Source organism: Streptomyces sp. 5K101 (assembly GCF_046506645.1).
GTDB lineage: Bacteria > Actinomycetota > Actinomycetes > Streptomycetales > Streptomycetaceae > Streptomyces.
On the sequence record NZ_JBKFFO010000008.1, the window covers coordinates 270,120 to 288,557 of the forward strand.

Annotated in this window: 14 protein-coding genes, 1 tRNA gene and 1 pseudogene; 10 read left to right on the forward strand and 6 right to left on the reverse strand. The window is 72.5% G+C overall.

From position 1 onward, the window contains the following. Window position 1 precedes the first annotated feature (1 nt). Window positions 2–1,504: a CoA-acylating methylmalonate-semialdehyde dehydrogenase gene (mmsA, locus tag ACLB9X_RS18175; RefSeq protein WP_410361418.1), complete on the forward strand. Its 1,503-nt coding sequence runs from the start codon at window positions 2–4 to the stop codon at window positions 1,502–1,504. A 56-nt stretch (window positions 1,505–1,560) separates the two neighbouring features. On the opposite strand, the gene ACLB9X_RS18180 is transcribed toward mmsA, so the two are convergent. Both ACLB9X_RS18180 and ACLB9X_RS18185 read right to left on the reverse strand, forming a co-directional pair. After that, on the reverse strand, window positions 1,561–2,439 hold the full coding sequence (locus ACLB9X_RS18180; protein WP_410361419.1) for a hypothetical protein: 879 nt from the start codon (window positions 2,437–2,439) through the stop codon (window positions 1,561–1,563). Between the two features lie 225 nt (window positions 2,440–2,664). Continuing rightward, window positions 2,665–3,846 carry a S8 family peptidase gene (locus ACLB9X_RS18185; protein ID WP_410361420.1) on the reverse strand — a complete coding sequence of 394 codons (1,182 nt, stop codon included), beginning with the start codon at window positions 3,844–3,846 and terminating at the stop codon, window positions 2,665–2,667. 325 nt (window positions 3,847–4,171) lie between these two features. On the opposite strand from ACLB9X_RS18185, the gene ACLB9X_RS18190 reads away from it, so the two are divergent. From ACLB9X_RS18190 to ACLB9X_RS18210, 5 genes are all read left to right on the forward strand, one after another. Next, entirely contained in the window at window positions 4,172–6,973 is a 2,802-nt protein-coding gene (locus tag ACLB9X_RS18190) for an alpha/beta fold hydrolase (RefSeq protein WP_410361421.1), read from the forward strand. Next, window positions 6,970–7,845 (forward strand): ABC transporter permease, encoded by an 876-nt coding sequence (locus ACLB9X_RS18195; protein ID WP_410361422.1) that lies wholly within the window; start codon window positions 6,970–6,972, stop codon window positions 7,843–7,845. The genes ACLB9X_RS18190 and ACLB9X_RS18195 overlap by 4 nt, the downstream gene beginning before the upstream one ends. A gap of 120 nt (window positions 7,846–7,965) precedes the next feature. Continuing rightward, window positions 7,966–9,567: a von Willebrand factor type A domain-containing protein gene (locus tag ACLB9X_RS18200; RefSeq protein WP_410361423.1), complete on the forward strand. Its 1,602-nt coding sequence runs from the start codon at window positions 7,966–7,968 to the stop codon at window positions 9,565–9,567. 149 nt (window positions 9,568–9,716) lie between these two features. Then, the gene (locus tag ACLB9X_RS18205; RefSeq protein ID WP_410361424.1) at window positions 9,717–10,190 is read left to right on the forward strand and encodes a DUF1772 domain-containing protein; all 474 of its coding nucleotides are present in this window, start codon (window positions 9,717–9,719) and stop codon (window positions 10,188–10,190) included. Between the two features lie 106 nt (window positions 10,191–10,296). Continuing rightward, window positions 10,297–10,824, forward strand: a complete 528-nt coding sequence (locus tag ACLB9X_RS18210) for a MarR family winged helix-turn-helix transcriptional regulator (RefSeq protein WP_410361425.1) — start codon at window positions 10,297–10,299, stop codon at window positions 10,822–10,824. A gap of 97 nt (window positions 10,825–10,921) precedes the next feature. Here the strand turns inward: ACLB9X_RS18210 and ACLB9X_RS18215 are convergent, their stop codons facing one another. The 4 genes and pseudogenes from ACLB9X_RS18215 to ACLB9X_RS18230 form a co-directional block, all read right to left on the reverse strand. Next, window positions 10,922–11,470, reverse strand: coding sequence for a TetR/AcrR family transcriptional regulator (locus ACLB9X_RS18215; RefSeq protein ID WP_410361426.1), 549 nt, complete (start codon window positions 11,468–11,470; stop codon window positions 10,922–10,924). Next, window positions 11,467–11,622: a hypothetical protein gene (locus ACLB9X_RS18220; protein WP_410361474.1), complete on the reverse strand. Its 156-nt coding sequence runs from the start codon at window positions 11,620–11,622 to the stop codon at window positions 11,467–11,469. Before ACLB9X_RS18220 ends, ACLB9X_RS18215 begins: the two co-directional genes overlap by 4 nt. A gap of 52 nt (window positions 11,623–11,674) precedes the next feature. Then, window positions 11,675–11,896, reverse strand: a pseudogene (locus ACLB9X_RS18225) (SRPBCC family protein); the annotation flags it as partial. A 209-nt stretch (window positions 11,897–12,105) separates the two neighbouring features. Next, window positions 12,106–12,178: transfer RNA gene (locus tag ACLB9X_RS18230), tRNA-Arg, on the reverse strand. A gap of 311 nt (window positions 12,179–12,489) precedes the next feature. On the opposite strand from ACLB9X_RS18230, the gene ACLB9X_RS18235 reads away from it, so the two are divergent. From ACLB9X_RS18235 to ACLB9X_RS18250, 4 genes are all read left to right on the forward strand, one after another. Then, window positions 12,490–14,133, forward strand: a complete 1,644-nt coding sequence (locus ACLB9X_RS18235) for a dynamin family protein (protein WP_410361427.1) — start codon at window positions 12,490–12,492, stop codon at window positions 14,131–14,133. A 6-nt stretch (window positions 14,134–14,139) separates the two neighbouring features. Next, window positions 14,140–16,038 (forward strand): GTPase, encoded by a 1,899-nt coding sequence (locus tag ACLB9X_RS18240; RefSeq protein WP_410361428.1) that lies wholly within the window; start codon window positions 14,140–14,142, stop codon window positions 16,036–16,038. 120 nt (window positions 16,039–16,158) lie between these two features. Next, on the forward strand, window positions 16,159–16,611 hold the full coding sequence (locus tag ACLB9X_RS18245; RefSeq protein WP_410361429.1) for a single-stranded DNA-binding protein: 453 nt from the start codon (window positions 16,159–16,161) through the stop codon (window positions 16,609–16,611). 258 nt (window positions 16,612–16,869) lie between these two features. Next, window positions 16,870–18,285 carry a Cys-Gln thioester bond-forming surface protein gene (locus ACLB9X_RS18250; RefSeq protein WP_410361430.1) on the forward strand — a complete coding sequence of 472 codons (1,416 nt, stop codon included), beginning with the start codon at window positions 16,870–16,872 and terminating at the stop codon, window positions 18,283–18,285. Window positions 18,286–18,438 lie beyond the last annotated feature (153 nt).

Consider the following 18,438-nt stretch of genomic DNA (forward strand, 5'->3'; position numbering starts at 1 on the left):
CATGACGAAGACCGTCAACCACTGGATCGGTGGCAAGACCGTCGAGGGTGCGTCCGGCAACTGGGGTCCCGTGACCGACCCGGCGACGGGAGAGGTCACGACCCGGGTGGCGCTGGCCTCCGTGGCGGAGGTCGACGCGGCCGTCTCCGCGGCCAAGGAGGCGTACGCGACGTGGGGCACGTCGTCGCTGGCGCAGCGCACGGCGGTCCTGTTCCGGTACCGGGCGCTGCTCGACGCCCACCGCGACGACATCGCGGCCCTGATCACCGCCGAGCACGGCAAGGTCCACTCGGACGCGCTGGGCGAGGTGGCCCGCGGTCTGGAGATCGTCGAACTCGCCTGCGGCATCACCACCCAGCTCAAGGGCGAGCTGTCGACCCAGGTCTCCCACCGCGTCGACGTCGCCGCCATCCGGCAGCCGCTCGGCGTCGTCGCCGGCATCACGCCGTTCAACTTCCCGGCGATGGTGCCGATGTGGATGTTCCCGCTGGCCATCGCCTGCGGAAACACCTTCGTCCTCAAGCCCAGCGAGAAGGACCCGTCCGCCGCGAACCTGCTCGCGGAGCTCGCGGCCGAGGCCGGCCTGCCCGACGGCGTGCTGAACGTCGTCCACGGCGACAAGGTCGCGGTCGACGCGCTGCTCGCGCACCCGGACGTGGCCGCGGTCTCCTTCGTCGGCTCCACCCCGATCGCCCGCTACATCCACACCACCGCCTCCGCCAACGGCAAGCGCGTCCAGGCGCTCGGCGGCGCGAAGAACCACATGCTGGTGCTGCCCGACGCCGACCTGGACGCGGCGGCCGACGCCGCGGTGTCGGCCGCGTACGGCTCCGCCGGCGAGCGCTGCATGGCGATCTCCGCCGTCGTCGCGGTCGGCTCGGTCGGCGACGAGCTGGTCGAGAAGATCCGCGAGCGTGCCGAGAAGATCAAGATCGGCCCCGGCAACGACCCCACGTCGGAGATGGGCCCGCTCATCACCGCCGCCCACCGCGACAAGGTCGCCTCCTACGTCAAGGGCGCCGCCGACCAGGGCGCGGAGGTCGTCCTCGACGGCACCGGTTACACGGTCGACGGCTTCGAGGACGGCCACTGGATCGGCCTGTCCCTGCTCGACAAGGTCTCCACCGACTCCGACGCGTACCGCGACGAGATCTTCGGCCCGGTGCTGTGCGTGCTGCGTGCCGAGACGTACGAGGAGGGCGTGGCGCTGATCAACGCCTCGCCGTTCGGCAACGGCACCGCGATCTTCACCCGTGACGGCGGTGCGGCCCGCCGCTTCCAGCTGGAGATCGAGGCCGGCATGGTCGGTGTGAACGTGCCGATCCCGGTCCCGGTGGGCTACCACTCCTTCGGCGGCTGGAAGGACTCGCTCTTCGGCGACCACCACATCTACGGCAACGACGGCGTGCACTTCTACACCCGCGGCAAGGTCGTCACCACCCGCTGGCCGGACCCGGCCGATGCCCCGGCGGGCGTGGACCTGGGCTTCCCGCGCCACCACTGACGCACCGGTTCGGCCGCCTCTTCGGAGGCGGCCGACCGCGTGCGGGTGTGCCGGGGTCAGACCTGCGGGCCGGATCCGACCGCGGTCCGGACCGCGTCGGACATGTCCGCGGTGTCGGCGGCAGGCGGGGCCTCGACGGCCCTGGTCGGGCCGAACTTCTCGAAGTCCGTGGTGACGGTCACCGCGCCCGTCTGATCCTTTGTCCGGACGGGCAGGTCGTTGCCGTCCAGCCAGACATCCATCGTGATCTCCTTGACGTCTCCGGTGAACTCGTTGACGGGCGAGCCCTTGTCTCCCCGCATGAGCGCGTCCGCGGCTCCTCCCAGGTCGTCCTTGGAGATCACGCCCCGGTAGTGCGTGGTCTTCTTGCCGCGGACGGTTTCCTCGCCGACGTTCTTCACGTCGTCGGAGAGGGCGAGCAATTCCAGACCGCTCGTGGCACCACCGCTCGTGACACCGGAGAGTTCCGAAGCGCTCTGCTCGCCGAACAGTGCCGATGCGTCGATCTTCATCCAGTGCTTGCCCTTGAGCGGGCCGCTCGACTGCGGATCGACTTCGTAGTAGTACGCCCCGTCGGTGAACAGGCACCGGACGGTCCCGTCGGACACCAGGTGCTGCATGTCCACGGCCTTGGCGTCCACCTCGACGTCCATGGCCGGCCCGTCGCCCCAGGAGAAGGTGCCCTCCATCGCGACCGGACCCTCTGGGGGCGACGTCATTGTCATGTCCACCTGGGCCGAGTCGAACTTCTCGGTCTTCGCGATCGCCCGATCGATCGCCAGGTCCGGCGTGTCGGCTGCGGTCACGCTCGCGTTGCCGAGGTGCGGGGTCGCCGGGGCGGCGAATGCGCTGGAGGGCAGCAGCGTGCCACCTGCCACCAGGGCGGTGGAGGCGGTCAGCAGGACAAGACGCCGTGTCTGGGGGGTGCGGGACATGCGGATTCTCCTCCGATGAGAAAGGGGCGCACCGTCGGGGCCGTTCCGGACGGTGGGGTGGGGGGTGGGCCACCTGCTCTGCGTGAACCCATGCCTCAAGTACGCCCCAGGAAGCGAATCGCGTCATGCCGCTGAATTTCGGGACTTGACATACGACGGATGGGCGGGTCCGGGTGCCGAAGCACCCGGACCCGCCCTGTCACTGACGTCGCTGCGCCCGTGCGATCAGAAGAGCGAGTACAGCAGCTTGTTCGGGGAGCCCGTGAGCGGGTTCTGGACCTTGCCGCTGGTCGCGTTGCCGACCAGGGCGTCCCTGACCTGGGCCGGGGTCGCCGTGGGGTGGGTGGACAAGTAGAGCGCGGCCGCGCCCGCGGTGTGCGGGGCCGCCATCGACGTGCCCGAGATGGTGCTCGTGGCGGTGTCGTTGTCCTTCCACGCCGAGGTGATGGACACGCCCGGTGCGAACAGGTCCAGGCAGGTGCCGTAGTTGGAGAACGACGCCCGGCGGTCCGCGTTGTCCGTCGCGCCGACCGTGATCGCCTCGGGGACGCGGGCGGGCGAGTAGTTGCAGGCGTTGGCCGGCAGGCCCAGGACGGGGAGGCCGTTGCCCGCGGCGATGGAGTAGCTGACGCCGGAGGCGATCGACTTCTTCACCGCGTTGTCGAGCGAGGTGTTCGCCGAGCCGCCGAGGCTCATGTTGGCCACGGCCGGCTTCTTGGCGTTGGCGGTCACCCAGTCGACGCCCGCGATCACACCGGCGGTGGTGCCGGAGCCGTTGCAGTCCAGGACGCGTACGGCGATCAGGTTGACGTTCTTGGCGACGCCGTAGGTCCTGCCGCCGACCGTGCCCGCCACGTGGGTGCCGTGGCCCTGGCAGTCCTGGCCGTTCTGGCCGCCGCCCACCGTGTCCGTACCGACGCTCGCGCGTCCGCCGAACTCGCTGTGGGAGGCGCGGATCCCGGTGTCGATGATGTACGCGTTCACGTTCGACGCGGTCGTGTTGTACGTGTAGGTCGTCGACAGCGGCAGGCTGCGCTGGTCGATGCGGTCGATGCCCCAGGTGGCGTTCGGCTGGGTCTCGTTGAGGCGGACGACCGAGTTCTGCTCGACGTACGCCACGCGCGGGTCGGCCGCGAGCGCCTTGGCCTTCTCGGCGGACATGGAGGCGGCGAAACCGCTCAGGACGCTGCGGTAGGTGTGCTCGGGGGTGACGCCGAAATCGGCGGCACGCGTGCTGCCGTCCTTCAGGACGACGATCCAGCTGTTCTTGACGGCGGTTGCAGTGGGGGCGAGACGAAGATCGCCAAGGTTCACGCTCTGCGCGGTGGGGGACATGGCGAACTGGAGACCGGTCGCGGCGGCGACCGCTGATATCAGCGCCGTCGCGCGACGGGCAGTGGGTCCCATCTCGTGCACCTGTACCTTTCGTTGACCGGTTACGGACAAGTACGGGCGTGCATGGTGCCAGCATGTGCGGTTCTGTTCACCAGAGTCGTGTGCTGTGACCTGCGACACAAGAGGGCGTCAGGCGGATGTATTCTGCCTGGACAAAGGGATCTGACGACGGGTCAGTAGGTGTGGATCTTGTGTGCTCCTGTCGCGCGCCCGGAATGTCCGGTGGCCGTACCGCGTCCGCTGTACGCGGACCCTGCCGCGTACTCCTCGGGAAGGTCCATGAGTTCCGCCTGACGGCAGCCGAGCGCGCACAGGTCGGCCGCTTAGGGTTTTCCCCATGCAGATCCGACTTCGCCGGTCCCCGGGCCGGCTCGGGACCGGACCGCGCGGGCGGTTGCTCGCGGGTGTCGTGGCCTTCGCCGTCCTCGCGGGCGCGGGCACCTGGACCGCGGTCGCCGACGACGGCCCGCCCGCCGTGCACCGCGAGGACCGGGTGCTGCACATGCCCGGGGCCGATATCGACACCTCGTACTTCACCGCCGACGGCGACGGACGCCGGCCGGCCGTGCTCATCGGCCACGGATTCGGAGGCAGCAAGGAGGACGTACGCGCCCAGGCGGAGAAGCTGGCCCAGGACGGGTACGCCGTCCTGACCTGGTCGGCACGCGGCTTCGGGAAGTCCACCGGACGCATCGGCCTCAACGACCCGCAGGCGGAGGTCAAGGACGTCTCCCGGCTGATCGACTGGCTGGCGCGGCGGCCCGAGGTGCGGCTCGACGAGGACGGCGATCCACGCGTCGGCATCACCGGCTCCTCGTACGGCGGAGCGATCTCGCTGCTCGGCGCCGGGTACGACGGGCGCGTCGACGCCATCGCCCCGCAGATCACGTACTGGAACCTCGCCGAGGCCCTGTTCCCCGACGACGTGTTCAAGAAGCTGTGGGCCGGCATCTTCTTCTCCACCGGCTCGGCACCCGACCCCGGCCGGCAAGTGGCCCCGCCACCCGCGGGCGAGGCCCCAGCCGGCGAGGCGCCGGCGGGTGAGGCCGCCTCGGGTGAGGCCGCCGGGCAGGGCGCCGCGGCGGCCCGCGCCGGCCGCACGGCAGCCGGCCCCGCGAACCCGGCCGGCTGCGGCCGCTTCGAGCCGCGGCTGTGCGCCATGTACGAGCGCGTCGCCGTCGCCGGAGAGCCCGACGCCGCGGCGCGGGCGCTGCTCGAGGAGCGCAGCCCGTCCGCCGTCGCGGACCGGATCGCGGTGCCCGCGCTCATCGTCCAGGGCCAGTCCGACTCCCTCTTCACGCTCTCCCAGGCCGACGCCATGGCCCGGGCCGTCAGCGGCAACGGCGCACCCGTCGCGGTCGACTGGGTCGCGGGCGGACACGACGGCGGAGACCGCGAGACGGGCCGGGTGGAGGCGCGGATCACCGCCTGGTTCGACCGGTACCTGGGGCAGGACAAGGGCGTGGACACCGGGCCCGCCTTCCGCGTCAGCCGCACCGGCGGCGTCGACTCGACCGACGGCCAGGCACTGCTGCGCGGCGCGACCGCGGACCGCTACCCGGGCCTGGCGAGCGGCCCCCGCACCTTCCCGCTCGCCGGACCCGAACAGCGCATCGCCAACCCGGCGGGCGCCAACCCGCCCGCCATCTCCGCCGTCCCCGGCCTCGGCGGCGGCGCCGGATCGCTGTCCTCGCTGGGCGTCGGCCTCTCCCTCGACTTCCCCGGCCAGTTCGCGAGTTTCACCTCGGCGCCGCTGGGCCGCGCCACCCGGATCACCGGCTCCCCGTCGGTCACCGTCGAGGTGGCCGCCGACCGGGGCGACGCCGTGCTGTTCGGGAAGGTGTACGACGTCGGGCCCGACGGCAGGCAGCAGGTGCTGCCCGCCCAACTCGTCGCGCCCGTCCGGGTCGAGGACGCCGCCACGCCGCGGAAGGTGACCCTCACGCTGCCGGCCGTGGACCACGAGGTCGACACGGGACACCGGCTGCGTCTCGTCCTGTCCGCGACCGACCTCGGCTACGCCTCCCCGGCCGAACCGGCCACGTACACCGTCTCCCTCGCCGGAGCGCTCACCGTGCCCACCGCACCCGCCGTACGCACCCAGGCCGCCGGCCTGCCCTGGTGGGTGTGGGCGCTGCCCGCCGCCGGAGCCCTTGTCGCGGCGGCCCTGCTGTTCACCGCCCGCCGCCGGGCCGTCGCGCCGGCGCCCGACCCGGACCGCGCCGGCGTACCGCTGGAGATCACCGGACTGACCAAGCGCTACGCGAAGTCCGCCGACCGGTACGCCGTACGGGACCTGTCCTTCCGCGTCGAGAAGGGCCAGGTGCTCGGACTGCTCGGCCCCAACGGCGCGGGCAAGACGACCACCCTGCGCATGCTGATGGGCCTGATCCGGCCCGACGACGGCGAGATCCGCGTCTTCGGCCACGCCATCAGGCCCGGAGCACCCGTGCTCTCACGGGTCGGCGCGTTCGTCGAGGGCGCGGGCTTCCTGCCGCACCTGTCGGGCCGCGAGAACCTGGAGCTGTACTGGCGGGCGACCGGCCGCCCGGCCGCCGACGCGCACATCGAGGAGGCACTGGAGATCGCCGGCCTCGGTGACGCGCTGGCCCGCGCCGTACGCACCTACTCCCAGGGCATGCGGCAGCGTCTCGCCATCGCCCAGGCCATGCTCGGCCTGCCGGACCTGCTGATCCTCGACGAACCGACCAACGGTCTCGACCCGCCGCAGATCCGCGAGATGCGGGACGTGATGATCCGGTACGCGGCCGGGGGCCGGACCGTCATCGTGTCCAGCCACCTCCTGTCGGAGGTCGAGCAGTCCTGCACCCACCTCGTCGTCATGGACCGCGGCCGGCTCGTACAGGCCGGTCCCGTCGCCGAGATCACCGGCGAGAGCGACACCCTTCTCGTCACCACGGCGGGCGAGGTGCCCGATCCCGTCGTCGAGAAGATCGCCGCGCTGCCGGGGATCGGCTCGGCCGTGCGTACGGACGACGGCCTGCTCGTACGGCTGGACGGCGCGAGCCCCACCGCGATGATCACCGAACTTGTCCGTCTCGACGTGCCGTTGACGGGCGTCGGACCGCACCGCCGCCTGGAGGACGCGTTCCTCACCCTGATCGGAGGCTCGGCATGAGCGCGCCCGTCCACGATGCCACGCTCGTCGGGGCGGCCCCCGGCTACCGGGCCGGGCACACCCTGCCCCTGCGGGTGGAGGCGGTCCGGCAGCTGAGGCGGCGCCGGACGCTGGTGATGGCCGGCATCCTGGCGGCGCTGCCGTTCATCCTGATCGCGGCGTTCGCGATCGGCGGCACCCCGGACGGCCGCGACAACGGCCGCATCACCCTGATGGACACGGCCACCGCGTCCGGCGCCAACTTCGCCGCCACCTGCCTCTTCGTCTCGGCGGGCTTCCTGCTGGTGGTGCCGGTGGCGCTGTTCCACGGCGACACCGTCGCCTCGGAGGCGAGCTGGTCGTCGCTGCGGTACCTGCTCGCCGCGCCCGTGCCCCGGACCCGTCTGCTGTGGTCCAAGCTCGCCGTGGCGCTCGGCTTCAGCGCGGCGGCGATGGTGCTGCTGCCGCTGGTGGCGCTGGTGGCCGGCACGGTCGCCTACGGATGGGGGCCGCTGGCACTGCCCACGGGCGGCTCCCTCGGCGCCGGGGAGTCACTGGGGCGGCTGGCGCTCGTGGTGGCGTTCGTCTTCGTCTCCCAACTGGTCACGGCAGGGCTGGCGTTCTGGCTGTCCACCAAGACCGACGCACCGCTCGGCGCGGTCGGCGGCGCGGTCGGGCTGACCATCATCGGCAATGTGCTGGACGCCGTCACGGCGCTGGGCGGCTGGCGCGAAGTGCTGCCCGCGCACTGGCAGTTCGCCTGGATCGACGCGCTGCAGCCGCAGCTGGAGTGGACGGGCATGGTGAAGGGGGCGTCCGTGTCGGTCACGTACGCGCTGGTGCTGTTCGCGCTCGCCTTCCGGAACTTCTCCCGCAAGGACATCGTGTCGTAGGGCCGTGCGGCCCGGTGCCGTTGCCGCTTTGAGATCGATCCGCAACCTCTTCGTCCGCTCCTTCCGGCGGCCTCGGACGTCACATTCACAAGTGCCGTTCTATGCGAGGGGGAGAACCGGATGACCTTCAGTGCGTGGCGCAGTTCCCGGGGGAGAAGCAGCGGACGGGCGGTCAGGGCGGCGGTGGCCGCCGCGCTGGCCGGCGGCGTGCTGCTGACGTCGGCCTGCTCGGGCTCCGACAACATCGCCATCGACCAGGCCGACAGCCGCAAGCCGGGCGGGGCGCTGCCCGCCCCGGTCGTTCCGGACGGCGGCCGGGGCGCGCCGGGCGAGGGCGCCGCCGAAGGGGAGGCGGACACGGAGCGCGAGTCCGCGCCGCCCGCGGACTACCTGTCCACCTTTGCCCTCGACGTCGACACCGCCTCCTATGGCTACGCCCGCCGCACCCTGAGGGAGGGGCGGCTGCCGCAGGCGCAGGAGGTGCGGCCCGAGGAGTTCGTCAACAGCTTCCGCCAGGACTACGTACGCCCCGAGGGCAACGGCTTCTCCGTCACCGTCGACGGCGCGCGGCCCGAGGCCCGGGAGGGGGAGATACACGGCGACGGCGGCGGCGCGGACTGGTCGCTGGTCCGCGTGGGACTGTCCACGGCCGCGCCCGCGCGCCCGAGCGAACGGCCGCCCGCGGCGCTCACGTTCGTCATCGACATCTCCGGCTCGATGGCCGAGCCCGGCCGCCTGGATCTCGTCAAGAAGTCGCTCGGCACCCTCACCGACCAGTTGCGCGACGACGACTCGATCGCCGTGGTCACCTTCAGCGACGAGGCGGAGACGCGACTGCCCATGACGCGGCTGAACGGCAACCGCGACCGGGTCCACGACATCGTCGACGACCTGGAGCCGACCGACTCGACCAACGTGGAGGCCGGGGTCACCACTGGCTACGAGGCCGCCGTCGAAGGCCGCCGGAAGGGCGCCACCAACCGGGTCGTGCTGCTCTCCGACGCGCTCGCCAACACCGGGCGGACGGCGGCCGACGCGATCCTCGACCGCATCGACGACGCCCGCCGCGAGCACGGCATCACCCTCTTCGGCGTCGGTGTCGGCAGCGACTACGGCGACGCGCTGATGGAACGCCTCGCCGACAAGGGCGACGGGCACACGACGTACGTCTCCGACGAGGAGGAGGCGCGGAAGGTCTTCGTCGACCAGCTCCCCGCGCACGTGGAGCTGCGCGCCCGCGACGCCAAGGCCCAGGTCGCCTTCGACCCGCAGACGGTCAGGCAGTTCAGGCTCATCGGCTACGAGAACCGGTCCGTCGCGGACGAGGACTTCCGCAACGACCGCGTCGACGGCGGCGAGGTCGGCCCCGGCCACACGGTGACGGCGCTGTACGCGGTACGCCTCCGGGAGGGCGCGAGCGGCCACGTCGCCACGGCCACCGTGCGCTGGCTCGATCCCGCGACGCGGGCGCCGCACGAGCGGTCCGGCTCGGTGGAGACCGACGCGATCGACGGGGCGCTCTGGGACGTGGCGTCCACGCGGCTCCAGGTGACGGCGGTGGCGGCGTATTTCGCCGACGAACTGCGCGGCGGCTCGGTGCCGGGCTCACCGGGCCTGGCCGCACTGGGCGACAGGGCCCGCGCGCTGGCGGACGCGACGGAGGACACGGCGGTGCGCGACCTGGCGGACGCGATCGCCCGGGCGGAGCGCCTGAAGGACTGACGGGAGGGCCGCGGCGGCCCCCCCGGGTGTGCGTGACGGGGTCCGCCCGCCGCCCGGCGCGGGTCACGGGGGCCGCCCGCCACCCGGCGCGCACCGACACACGTCAACTCGGCTGCACGACACCCCCCCACAGCGTCATGATGTCGCCCATGCCGACCCTGCTGCTCGCCCTCGCCGTCATCTCCACTGGTCTGTACGCGGGCTTCATGCTCATCTTCCTGACCGGGGTCATGCCCGGCTTCGCCCGGTTGTCCGACGAGCAGTTCGTGGCCGCGATGCGCCGCATCAACGAGACCGTGCCGCGCGCGGTCTTCCTCCTCGTCTTCGTCGCGATCGTCGCCTTCCCGGCCGCCGCGCTCGCCGTCCCCGTCGACGGCCGCACCGCCGCCGAGCGGTGGCTGATCGCCGCCGGGCTCGTCTGCGCCGTCATCAACCACCTCGTCACCGTCGCCGGCAACATCCCCCTCAACAACGCGCTCGCGGCATCCGAGAACGCCACCCCGCCGGTTCCCGACAGCCAGGTCCGCGCGGCTTTCGAGACCCGGTGGAACCGGCTGCACCTCGCCCGTACGCTCCTGACGCTGGCGGCCTTCGTCCTGCTGGTGTGCGCGGCGCTCCCGTAGCGAGCGGGGACGGCGCGGCGGTGAGCCGCCCGGCCGAGAGCCCGTATTCCGTGTCGGATCCGGGACCGGCGATCCCGCGCCGGGCGTCGCGCGATAGAAAGATGGCATGAACCAACCAGCGCGGTCCGCAGGGGACATGGATGACGTCGACGCCGTGACCCGCGCGGTGCTCACCGCGTCCAGGCTGCTCGTCGCCGTGTCCGCCCGCTCACTGGCGGCCGTGGAGGACCGGGTGACGCTGCCCCAGTTCCGTCTGCTGGTCGTGCTGTCCACGGAGGGGCCCGCGAAGCTGGTCGTCCTGGCCGAGCGGCTCGGCGTGAACCCGTCGACCGCGCTGCGGATGATGGACCGGCTGATCGCCGCCGGCCTCGCGGACCGGCAGGTCAACCCCGACAACCGCCGCGAGACCGTGCTGCGGCTGACGGACGACGGCCGCCGCATCGTCGAGGACGTCACCGGCCGCCGCCGCAAGGAGATCGCGGCGATCGTGGCCCGGCTCGACCCGGAGCAGCGAGCGGCGCTCGTGGACGCGCTCGGGGCGTTCACCGAGGCGGGCGCGGAACCTGCCGTAGGGGGTCGTGAGGCGGAGCTGTATCCGCTGGGCTGGTCGGACATGACGCCGAGCCACGGCTGACGCCTGCCGCGCGGTGCCGTCGTGTACGGTCCTAATGCCGCCGTCCCGGCGCCGGACCGTGCTGCGACGACGCCTCGGCCCCGCGAACTGCGGGCGCCTACCCGGCTTGCGCCGTGAAGGCACGGGCCCCGGCCTCCCACGTCAGGTCGAGATCGGAGCCGCTCGGGTAGCGGCGGTCGAGTTCGAGGACGACCATCCCGTGCGCGTACGACCACAGGGCCTGGGCGAGGTGCGGGTCCTCGGTGGCGAGGAAGAACGGGCGGCCGGCCCACTCCTCCAGCCCCGCGGGCAGGGCCGCGCGAGGCAGGGGACCGGCGGTGGTGAGGCGGTAGAGACCCGGGTGGGCGAGCGCGTGCCCCCGGTACGCGGCCAGGAGCGCCCGTACCCGGCCGGTGGGTGACGCCGTGCGCAGGGCGGCGTGCAGGGCGGTGCCCATGCCGGCGAGCCCGTCCTCCACGAGGGCCGCTTCCACGGCTTCCTTGTTGCGGAAGTGCTTGTAGAGGGAAGGCGCGCGGATGCCGAGACGTTCGGCGAGGGCGCGCATGGTGAGTGCGTCACGCCCGTGCTCTTCCAGCACCTCCCGCGCGGCGGCGACGATCTGCGCGGCGCGCGGGCTGCGCGGGGAACGGTCGGGCTGGTCGGTCACTGCTCGGCTCGCTGCTTGAGGGCGGTGTTCATGGCGCCGAAGGCGTCACGGACGTCGAGCTTACGGCGTACGAAGGGCAGGGCCACGAGGGCACCGGTGAAGGTCTCGGCATGGGTGAGCCGTACGCTCTTGGGCCCGGTCTCCTCGATCACGAAGGAGTGCTCCCCGTCGAGAAGACCGCGGACCCACCAACCGCCCGATCCAACGCAGCTCCCGCCCGGGTACGGCGGCCAGGACCGTGGGGCGGAAACGCATGGTGGAGCCGTTGTTGACGATGACGTTCTCCAGTACTGCCCCCGCTTCAGCCACCCCCGTGGCGCTGACGATGAAGGGGTTCCACTGCGGGTAGGCGTCGAAGTCGGTGAGCACCTGCCAGACGCGGGACGCAGGGGCGGCGATGTCGATGCGGGTGCGGACGACGTGCACGGGGCCTCCGGGCGGACGGGTGGCTAACGGCGTTAGCCGAGTATGCCGAGCGTAAGACTAACGCCGTTAGCCGCGCAAGGCTGCGCTGCGCCACCCACTGAGACCCGCCCGGCACTTACGCGTCCTCTACCGCCCGCCCATTACTGTCTCCCCGGCGAGCGCAAAAAGGCCCTCCCCGATGGGAGGGCCTTGCGGTGGTGCGGGCTGTGCGCCCCCGGCAGGACTCGAACCTGCGGCCAAGCGCTTAGAAGGCGCCTGCTCTATCCACTGAGCTACGGGGGCCGGAAGCGGCCGCGGCCAGGAGTCCCGCTCGGGTCGTCCGGCCTGCCGGGATCAAGGATAGGGCTCCGATCACCTTGGCCCGGCTGCCTCACCTGCGTGGCACGATGTGGAGGTTCGGTGAAGCGAGACCGATAATCGCAGGCAGGTGCCATTCGTGCATCGCTTTTTGACTCCTGGCGTCACGGGTGTTGTGCACTCGTTATGCCTGCGTCCCACTCATCCCATGTATCCCGTCTGTCCGATCGGCGCGCAGAGAGGCCCATACGCTTCAAAAAGCCGATCAAATTGGGCATTCTTCGCATGTGGTGACCTTGGATGCACGGCCTCAGCTGATCGACGCACTTTCCGCCCTGCGCGACCGTGTCGCCGCCGTGCGTCTGCCTCTCCCCCTTCACGGCGCGTCGCGCGCCCGGCAGACACGTGTCGAGCTGCTCGCGCAGCTCGACGACTATCTGGTGCCTCGCCTCAAGGACCCCGCCGCCCCGCTGCTCGCCGTGATCGGCGGATCCACCGGCGCCGGGAAGTCCACACTCGTCAACTCCCTTGTGGGCAGGAAGGTCAGCGAGGCGGGTGTACTGCGGCCCACCACACGGACGCCCGTGCTCGTCTGCCACCCCGACGACCACCACTGGTTCGCCGGCATGCGGGTGCTCCCGGAGCTCAGCCGGGTCTGGATGCCCCCGGCCGAGGAGCAGGGGCAGGGGCACGGGGAGGAGGAGGGAGAGCGGGACGAGGCCGGGCGGCGGCGCGGGCCCGGCAAACAGGCCCTGGCCGAGAAGGTGCTGCGGATCGAGACCGCCTCCAGCCTCCCGCGCGGCCTCGCCCTCCTCGACGCGCCCGACATCGACTCGCTCGTCGTGGAGAACCGCGTGCTGGCCGCCGAGTTGATCTGCGCCGCCGACGTATGGGTCATGGTGACCACCGCCTCGCGCTATGCGGACGCCGTGCCGTGGCACCTGCTGCGTACGGCGAAGGAGTACGACGCCACGCTGATCACCGTGCTGGACCGGGTGCCGCACCAGGTCGTCGACGAGGTCTCCCGCCAGTACGCGGCGCTGCTGACCAAGGCTGGGCTCGGCCATGTGCCGCGGTTCACGATCCCCGAGCTGCCCGAGTCCGCGGGCGCCGGCAACGGGCTGCTGCCCACCACCGCCGTCGCGCCCCTGCTGTCCTGGCTGGCGCACCGGGCGCAGGACCCGGCCGCGCGCCAGCAGGCGCTCGGACGCACCGCGGACGGCGTGCTCGCCTCCCTGGACGCGCGGATGCCGGAGCTCGCGAGCGCGGTCGCGGCCCAGTACGCGGCGGCCGTACGGCTCACGGCCGCCGTGGAGGAGGCGTACGAGAAGCAGCGTGAGCGCGTGCGGGGGCAGTTGCGTGCCGGTGCCGTGCTCGCCGGGGACGCGCGCACCCGTTGGCGCGGCTACCCCCGCGACAGCACGGCGGCGGAAGTCCTCGACGCGCTCGTCGCCAGCCTGGCCGCCCTCCTGCAGTGCGCCGTCGCCGCCGCCGACGAGCAGGTGCAGAGCGCCTGGCGGCGCGAGCCCGCCGCGGCGGCCGTCGCCCCGCGCCGCCGCCTCGACCTGGAGACGAGCGAGCGGATCTGGATGGCGGTGCGCCGCTGGCGGCGGGTCCTCGAGGAGATCGCCGAGGAGGAGGTTCGGGGGATGGAGCGCAACGCCGCCCCCGACGCGGAGACCGTGGCCGCGCTGCTCGCCACCGCGCTGCTCGGCGGCCGCCGCGCCCGCGGCGCGGGGGACCGGCTGGCCGAACGCATGGGCGCCCAGGGCGCGCTGCGGCTGCGCGACAAGGGCGGCGAAGTGGTCTCGACGTTCATCGACGCCGTCCTGCACGGCGAACGGGACCGCCGCCTGGCGCCCCTGGACGCTCTGCACGTGACCCCCGAGCCGCAGGCCGAGCTGATCGCCGCGCTGTCCCTACTGCAGAAGGAGAGGTGAGCGCGGGTGACCGCCGTCACCGACGACCAGAACGAGACGGGGAACGAGGCCGTCGCCAAGACCGTCGACGAGGCTGTCCGTGAGCAAGTGGACGGCGCTGTGGGGCGTGCCGGGAACGGGACGGCCGCCGGGAGCCGGGCCGGTGACCGATGGGACGACGGGCTCATCGCGCGTCGGGCCGAGCCGCGGTCCGCCGAACCGGACCCGGACGACGCGGAACCCGGCGACGGGGAGGCCGGCCACGACTCGCGGGGTAGCGACGACCACCTGCCGGTCGGCGGAGCCTACGGCGGGCCGCTGCGCGACCGCCTGAACGCGCTGCGTGAACTGCTCGGGCTCTCCCAGGCACGCCTGGACGGCCGCACACTCGCGGAGGCCGGCCGGGTCCTCGACGAGGCCGCCGCCCGCCAGCGGCTCTCCTCCCGCCACACGGTGGTCGCCATCGCCGGCGCGACCGGCAGCGGCAAGTCGACCCTGTTCAACGCGCTCGCCGGGGTGCGCATCGCGGAGACCGGGCTGCGCAGGCCGACCACGTCGGCGCCCATCGCCTGCACCTGGTCGGACGGCGCCGCCGGACTGCTGGACCGGCTCGCCATCCCGGGCAGGCTGTGCCGCAGGCCGCTCGCGGGCGGCGACGGGGACGAGGAGTTGCAGGGGCTGGTGCTGGTCGACCTGCCCGACCACGACTCGGCCCTCGTGCAGCACCGGGAGCAGGTCGACCGGGTGCTCGCGCTCGTCGACGCCGTGATCTGGGTCGTCGACCCCGAGAAGTACGCGGACGCCGCCCTGCACGAGCGCTACCTGAGGCCGCTCGCCGGGCACGCCGAGATCACGTTCGTGGTGCTCAACCAGATCGACCGGCTCCCCGGCGAGGCCGCCGACCAGGTCCTGGACGACCTGCGGCGGCTCCTCGACGAGGACGGCATGGCGCTGGGCGAGCACGGCGAACCGGGTGCCACCGTTCTCGCGCTGTCCGCGCTCACCGGCGAGGGCGTGGGCGAACTGCGCGAGATGATCGGCGCGTTCGTGCAGAGGCGCGAGGCGGCGGCGCTGCGGCTGTCCGCGGACGTGGACGCGGCAGCGGCGAAGCTGCGCTCCGTGTACGTCGCCGACGGCCGGGCGGGCCTCGACGAGCGCGCCCGCGACGACTTCTCGGCCCGGCTCGCGGACGCGATCGGCGCGACGGCGGCCGGCGAGGCCGCTGAGCGCGAGTGGCGCAGGAACGCGTCGCGGGCGTGCGGAACGCCCTGGCTGCGGCTGTGGCGCTGGTACGAGCGCACACGCATGCCGGGGGCGGCCCTGGAGCCGCCCGCCGCTCCGGTGGAGGAGGAACTGACCGCGCGCCAGCGGGTCGAGCAGGCGGTGCGCACGGTCGCCGGCGAGGCGTCGCGCGGGCTGCCCGCCCCGTGGGGACAGGCGGTGCGCGAGGCGGCGGTACGGGGCGCCCAGGGGCTGCCCGAAGCACTGGACGAGCTGGCGGCGCACGAGGCGGCGGCGACGAGCGGACGGCCGCAGCGCCCGGGGTGGTGGCCGGCCGCCGTACTGGCCCAAGCGTCGATGACGCTGCTTCAGGTCTTCGGCGGACTATGGCTGGTGGGCCAGATCGTCGGCGTGCTGGAGCCGGGACTCATCCCCCCGGTGCTGGTGATGCTCGCGGGCATCGTGGGCGGCCCGCTGGTGGAGTGGGCATGCGCGGCGGCGGCCAAGGGTCCCGCGCGGAGATACGGACAGGACGTCAGACGCAGGCTCCAGGACGCGGCCGCCGGGTGCGGCAGGGCCAGGGTGCTCGACCCGATCTCGGCGGAACTCATGCGCTACCGCGAGGTGCGGGAGCAGTACGCGACCGTGTCGGGGCCGGCACGGCCGGGGTCGGGGCACGGAAGGGTGCGTACCCGGATCGGGTGACGGAGTTGTCCACAACGCATCGCCTGTCCACAGCCGTCCACGGGTCTTGTCCCGTCCTGTCCAGCATGGAACCCGGAAGTCAGCGATCGGGCAATGCGACCGGACGGGGAGGTGACCGTCATGAACGACACCATGGTGACGGTGGTCGGGAATGTGGCCACGAATGTGGAGTACAGGGAAACGGCCACGGGAGGGATGGCGCGATTTCGTTTCGCGGTGCCGTCGCGGCGGTGGGACCGGCAGAGCGGCACCTGGACGGACGGGCCGACGAGCTTCTACACGGTCTTCGCCTGGCGGTCCCTCGCGGCGAACCTGGCCGGTTCCGTCTCCGTGGGCGAACCGCTTGTGGTGCACGGCAGGTTGAAGGTGCGCGAGGAGGACGGCGACGGCAGGCGGCGGACCTTCGTGGACATCGACGCGCTGGCGGCGGGGCACGACCTGACGCGCGGGACCGCGGCGTTCCGGCGGGTGGCGAGGAGCGACGCGGTGCCGGCGGCCCGGCGCGAGGAGCCGGGCGCGCCGCAGGAGCCGGGCACGGCCCGGCAGGCGAGGAAGCCAGTTGCCGTCCTGTGAGGGGGAGTTGGGGCCGCAGTCGGTTACGCGCCGCAGTGGACGAGGGCCGTAAAAAGGGTGATCCGGGCGTGAATTGACCGGCCGTCATAACGATTACGAGTCGGAATGGTTATCAGATGACATGACGGGGGACCGGGCTGCGCGCCGTCCATAGGATTCCCGCGTACTCATGGGGCACTTGAGTTAGCCGGCGAGACACTTCCCCCACGCGTCACACGCGAAGCGTCTCGCCCAGAGGGGAATTCTGCTGTGTTTGCTGTGTTCTCTGCGTCTGCCGTACGCAGGCGGCGCGCCGCGCGTCTTGCCGCGGCGGCCCTCGTCTCGGGCCTGATCGTCACAGGCTCCCTCGCCGGCGCGGGCATGGCCGCCGCCGACGACGACGGCACTCAGCACCAGGGGGGCGCTGTCGCCACCCTCGACGGGCTGAAGACGTTCGACAAGGCTCTGCTGCACAACGACGGCGAGGATCAGGAGATCTCCGCCGGGCTCTTCGAGATGACCGTCGAAGGCGGCGGCCAGCTGAAGACGTACTGCATCGACATCCACAACCCGACCCAGAACCAGGCCAAGTACCTGGAGACCCCCTGGGACCAGACGTCGCTGCGCACCAACAAGGACGCGGGCAAGATCCGCTGGATCCTCCAGCACTCTTACCCGCAGGTCGACGACCTGGCCGCGCTGGCCAAGGGCGCGGAGGCCGGGTCGCTGACCGCCGAGACCGCGGCGGCCGGCACCCAGGTCGCCATCTGGCGCTTCTCGGACGGCGCCGATGTCACGGCGGTCGACCCCGCGGCCGAGAAGCTGGCCGACTGGCTGGAGAAGTCCGCGAAGGACGTCGCCGAGCCCAAGGCCTCGCTGAGCCTCGAGCCGAACGCGGTCTCGGGCAAGGCCGGCAGCCGGATCGGCCCGGTGACGGTGCGCACCGACGCCGGCCAGGTCACCGTCACGCCGCCGGCCGACGCCGCCGCCAGCGGCGTCAAGATCACGGACGAGGCGGGCAAGCCGCTCACCTCCGCGGTCAACGGCAGCAATCTGTACTTCGACGTTCCCGCGGGCACCGCCGACGGGACGGCCTCGCTGACCGCCCAGGCGACCATGTCGGTGCCGGTGGGACGCGCGTTCGCCAGCGCGAGCAAGAGCCAGACCCAGATCCTGGCCGGGTCCAGCCAGTCCACGGTCTCCGCGACCGCGACCGCGATCTGGGCGAAGACGGGCGCGATCCCGTCCGTCACCGCCGAGAAGAACTGCGCCAAGGGCGGCGTGGACATCACGGCGGGCAACAAGGGTGACTCGCCGTTCACCTTCGAGCTGGCCGGCATCAAGCACACCGTCCCGGCCGGGGAGTCCCGGACCGTGACCGTGCCGGTCGCCGAGGACCAGGCGTACGACTTCACGATCACCGGCCCCGGTGGCTTCGAGAAGAACTTCAAGGGCGTCCTGGACTGCAAGACCGCGGGCACGCCGAAGCCGGGCACCGAGACCCCGTCGTCCCAGCCCAGCCCGGCGTCCGCCGGCGGCACGTCCGCGGGCTCCGAGGGTGGCGAGGGCGACCTGGCCGCGACCGGTGGCTCCAGCGCCACGCCGATGATCGCGGGTATCGCGATCGTGCTGCTGCTGGTCGGCGGCGGCGCGGTGTTCTTCCTCCGCAAGAAGGCGTCGGCCGCCGGTGAGTGAGTGAACGACAGCGCAGTGTGACACTGCGCTGAGGGAGGGGCCCGGCACGGGTGACGTGCCGGGCCCTTCGCGCGTGCCTCGTCGCCCTGCGCGGGGCCGCTCACAGTGGGTGTGCGGGCTGCGGCCGGGGCCTGGGGGGCCGCACACAGGTCG

What these genes read in the sequence shown, in the direction of transcription:
- ACLB9X_RS18190 (WP_410361421.1), top strand. Translation starts at nt 4,172, where the DNA reads ATGCAGATCCGACTTCGCCGGTCCCCGGGCCGGCTCGGGACCGGACCG.
- ACLB9X_RS18210 (WP_410361425.1), top strand. Translation starts at nt 10,297, where the DNA reads ATGAACCAACCAGCGCGGTCCGCAGGGGACATGGATGACGTCGACGCC.
- ACLB9X_RS18180 (WP_410361419.1), bottom strand. Translation starts at nt 2,439, where the DNA reads ATGTCCCGCACCCCCCAGACACGGCGTCTTGTCCTGCTGACCGCCTCC.
- ACLB9X_RS18245 (WP_410361429.1), top strand. Translation starts at nt 16,159, where the DNA reads ATGAACGACACCATGGTGACGGTGGTCGGGAATGTGGCCACGAATGTG.
- ACLB9X_RS18195 (WP_410361422.1), top strand. Translation starts at nt 6,970, where the DNA reads ATGAGCGCGCCCGTCCACGATGCCACGCTCGTCGGGGCGGCCCCCGGC.
- mmsA (WP_410361418.1), top strand. Translation starts at nt 2, where the DNA reads ATGACGAAGACCGTCAACCACTGGATCGGTGGCAAGACCGTCGAGGGT.
- ACLB9X_RS18185 (WP_410361420.1), bottom strand. Translation starts at nt 3,846, where the DNA reads ATGGGACCCACTGCCCGTCGCGCGACGGCGCTGATATCAGCGGTCGCC.
- ACLB9X_RS18205 (WP_410361424.1), top strand. Translation starts at nt 9,717, where the DNA reads ATGCCGACCCTGCTGCTCGCCCTCGCCGTCATCTCCACTGGTCTGTAC.
- ACLB9X_RS18200 (WP_410361423.1), top strand. Translation starts at nt 7,966, where the DNA reads ATGACCTTCAGTGCGTGGCGCAGTTCCCGGGGGAGAAGCAGCGGACGG.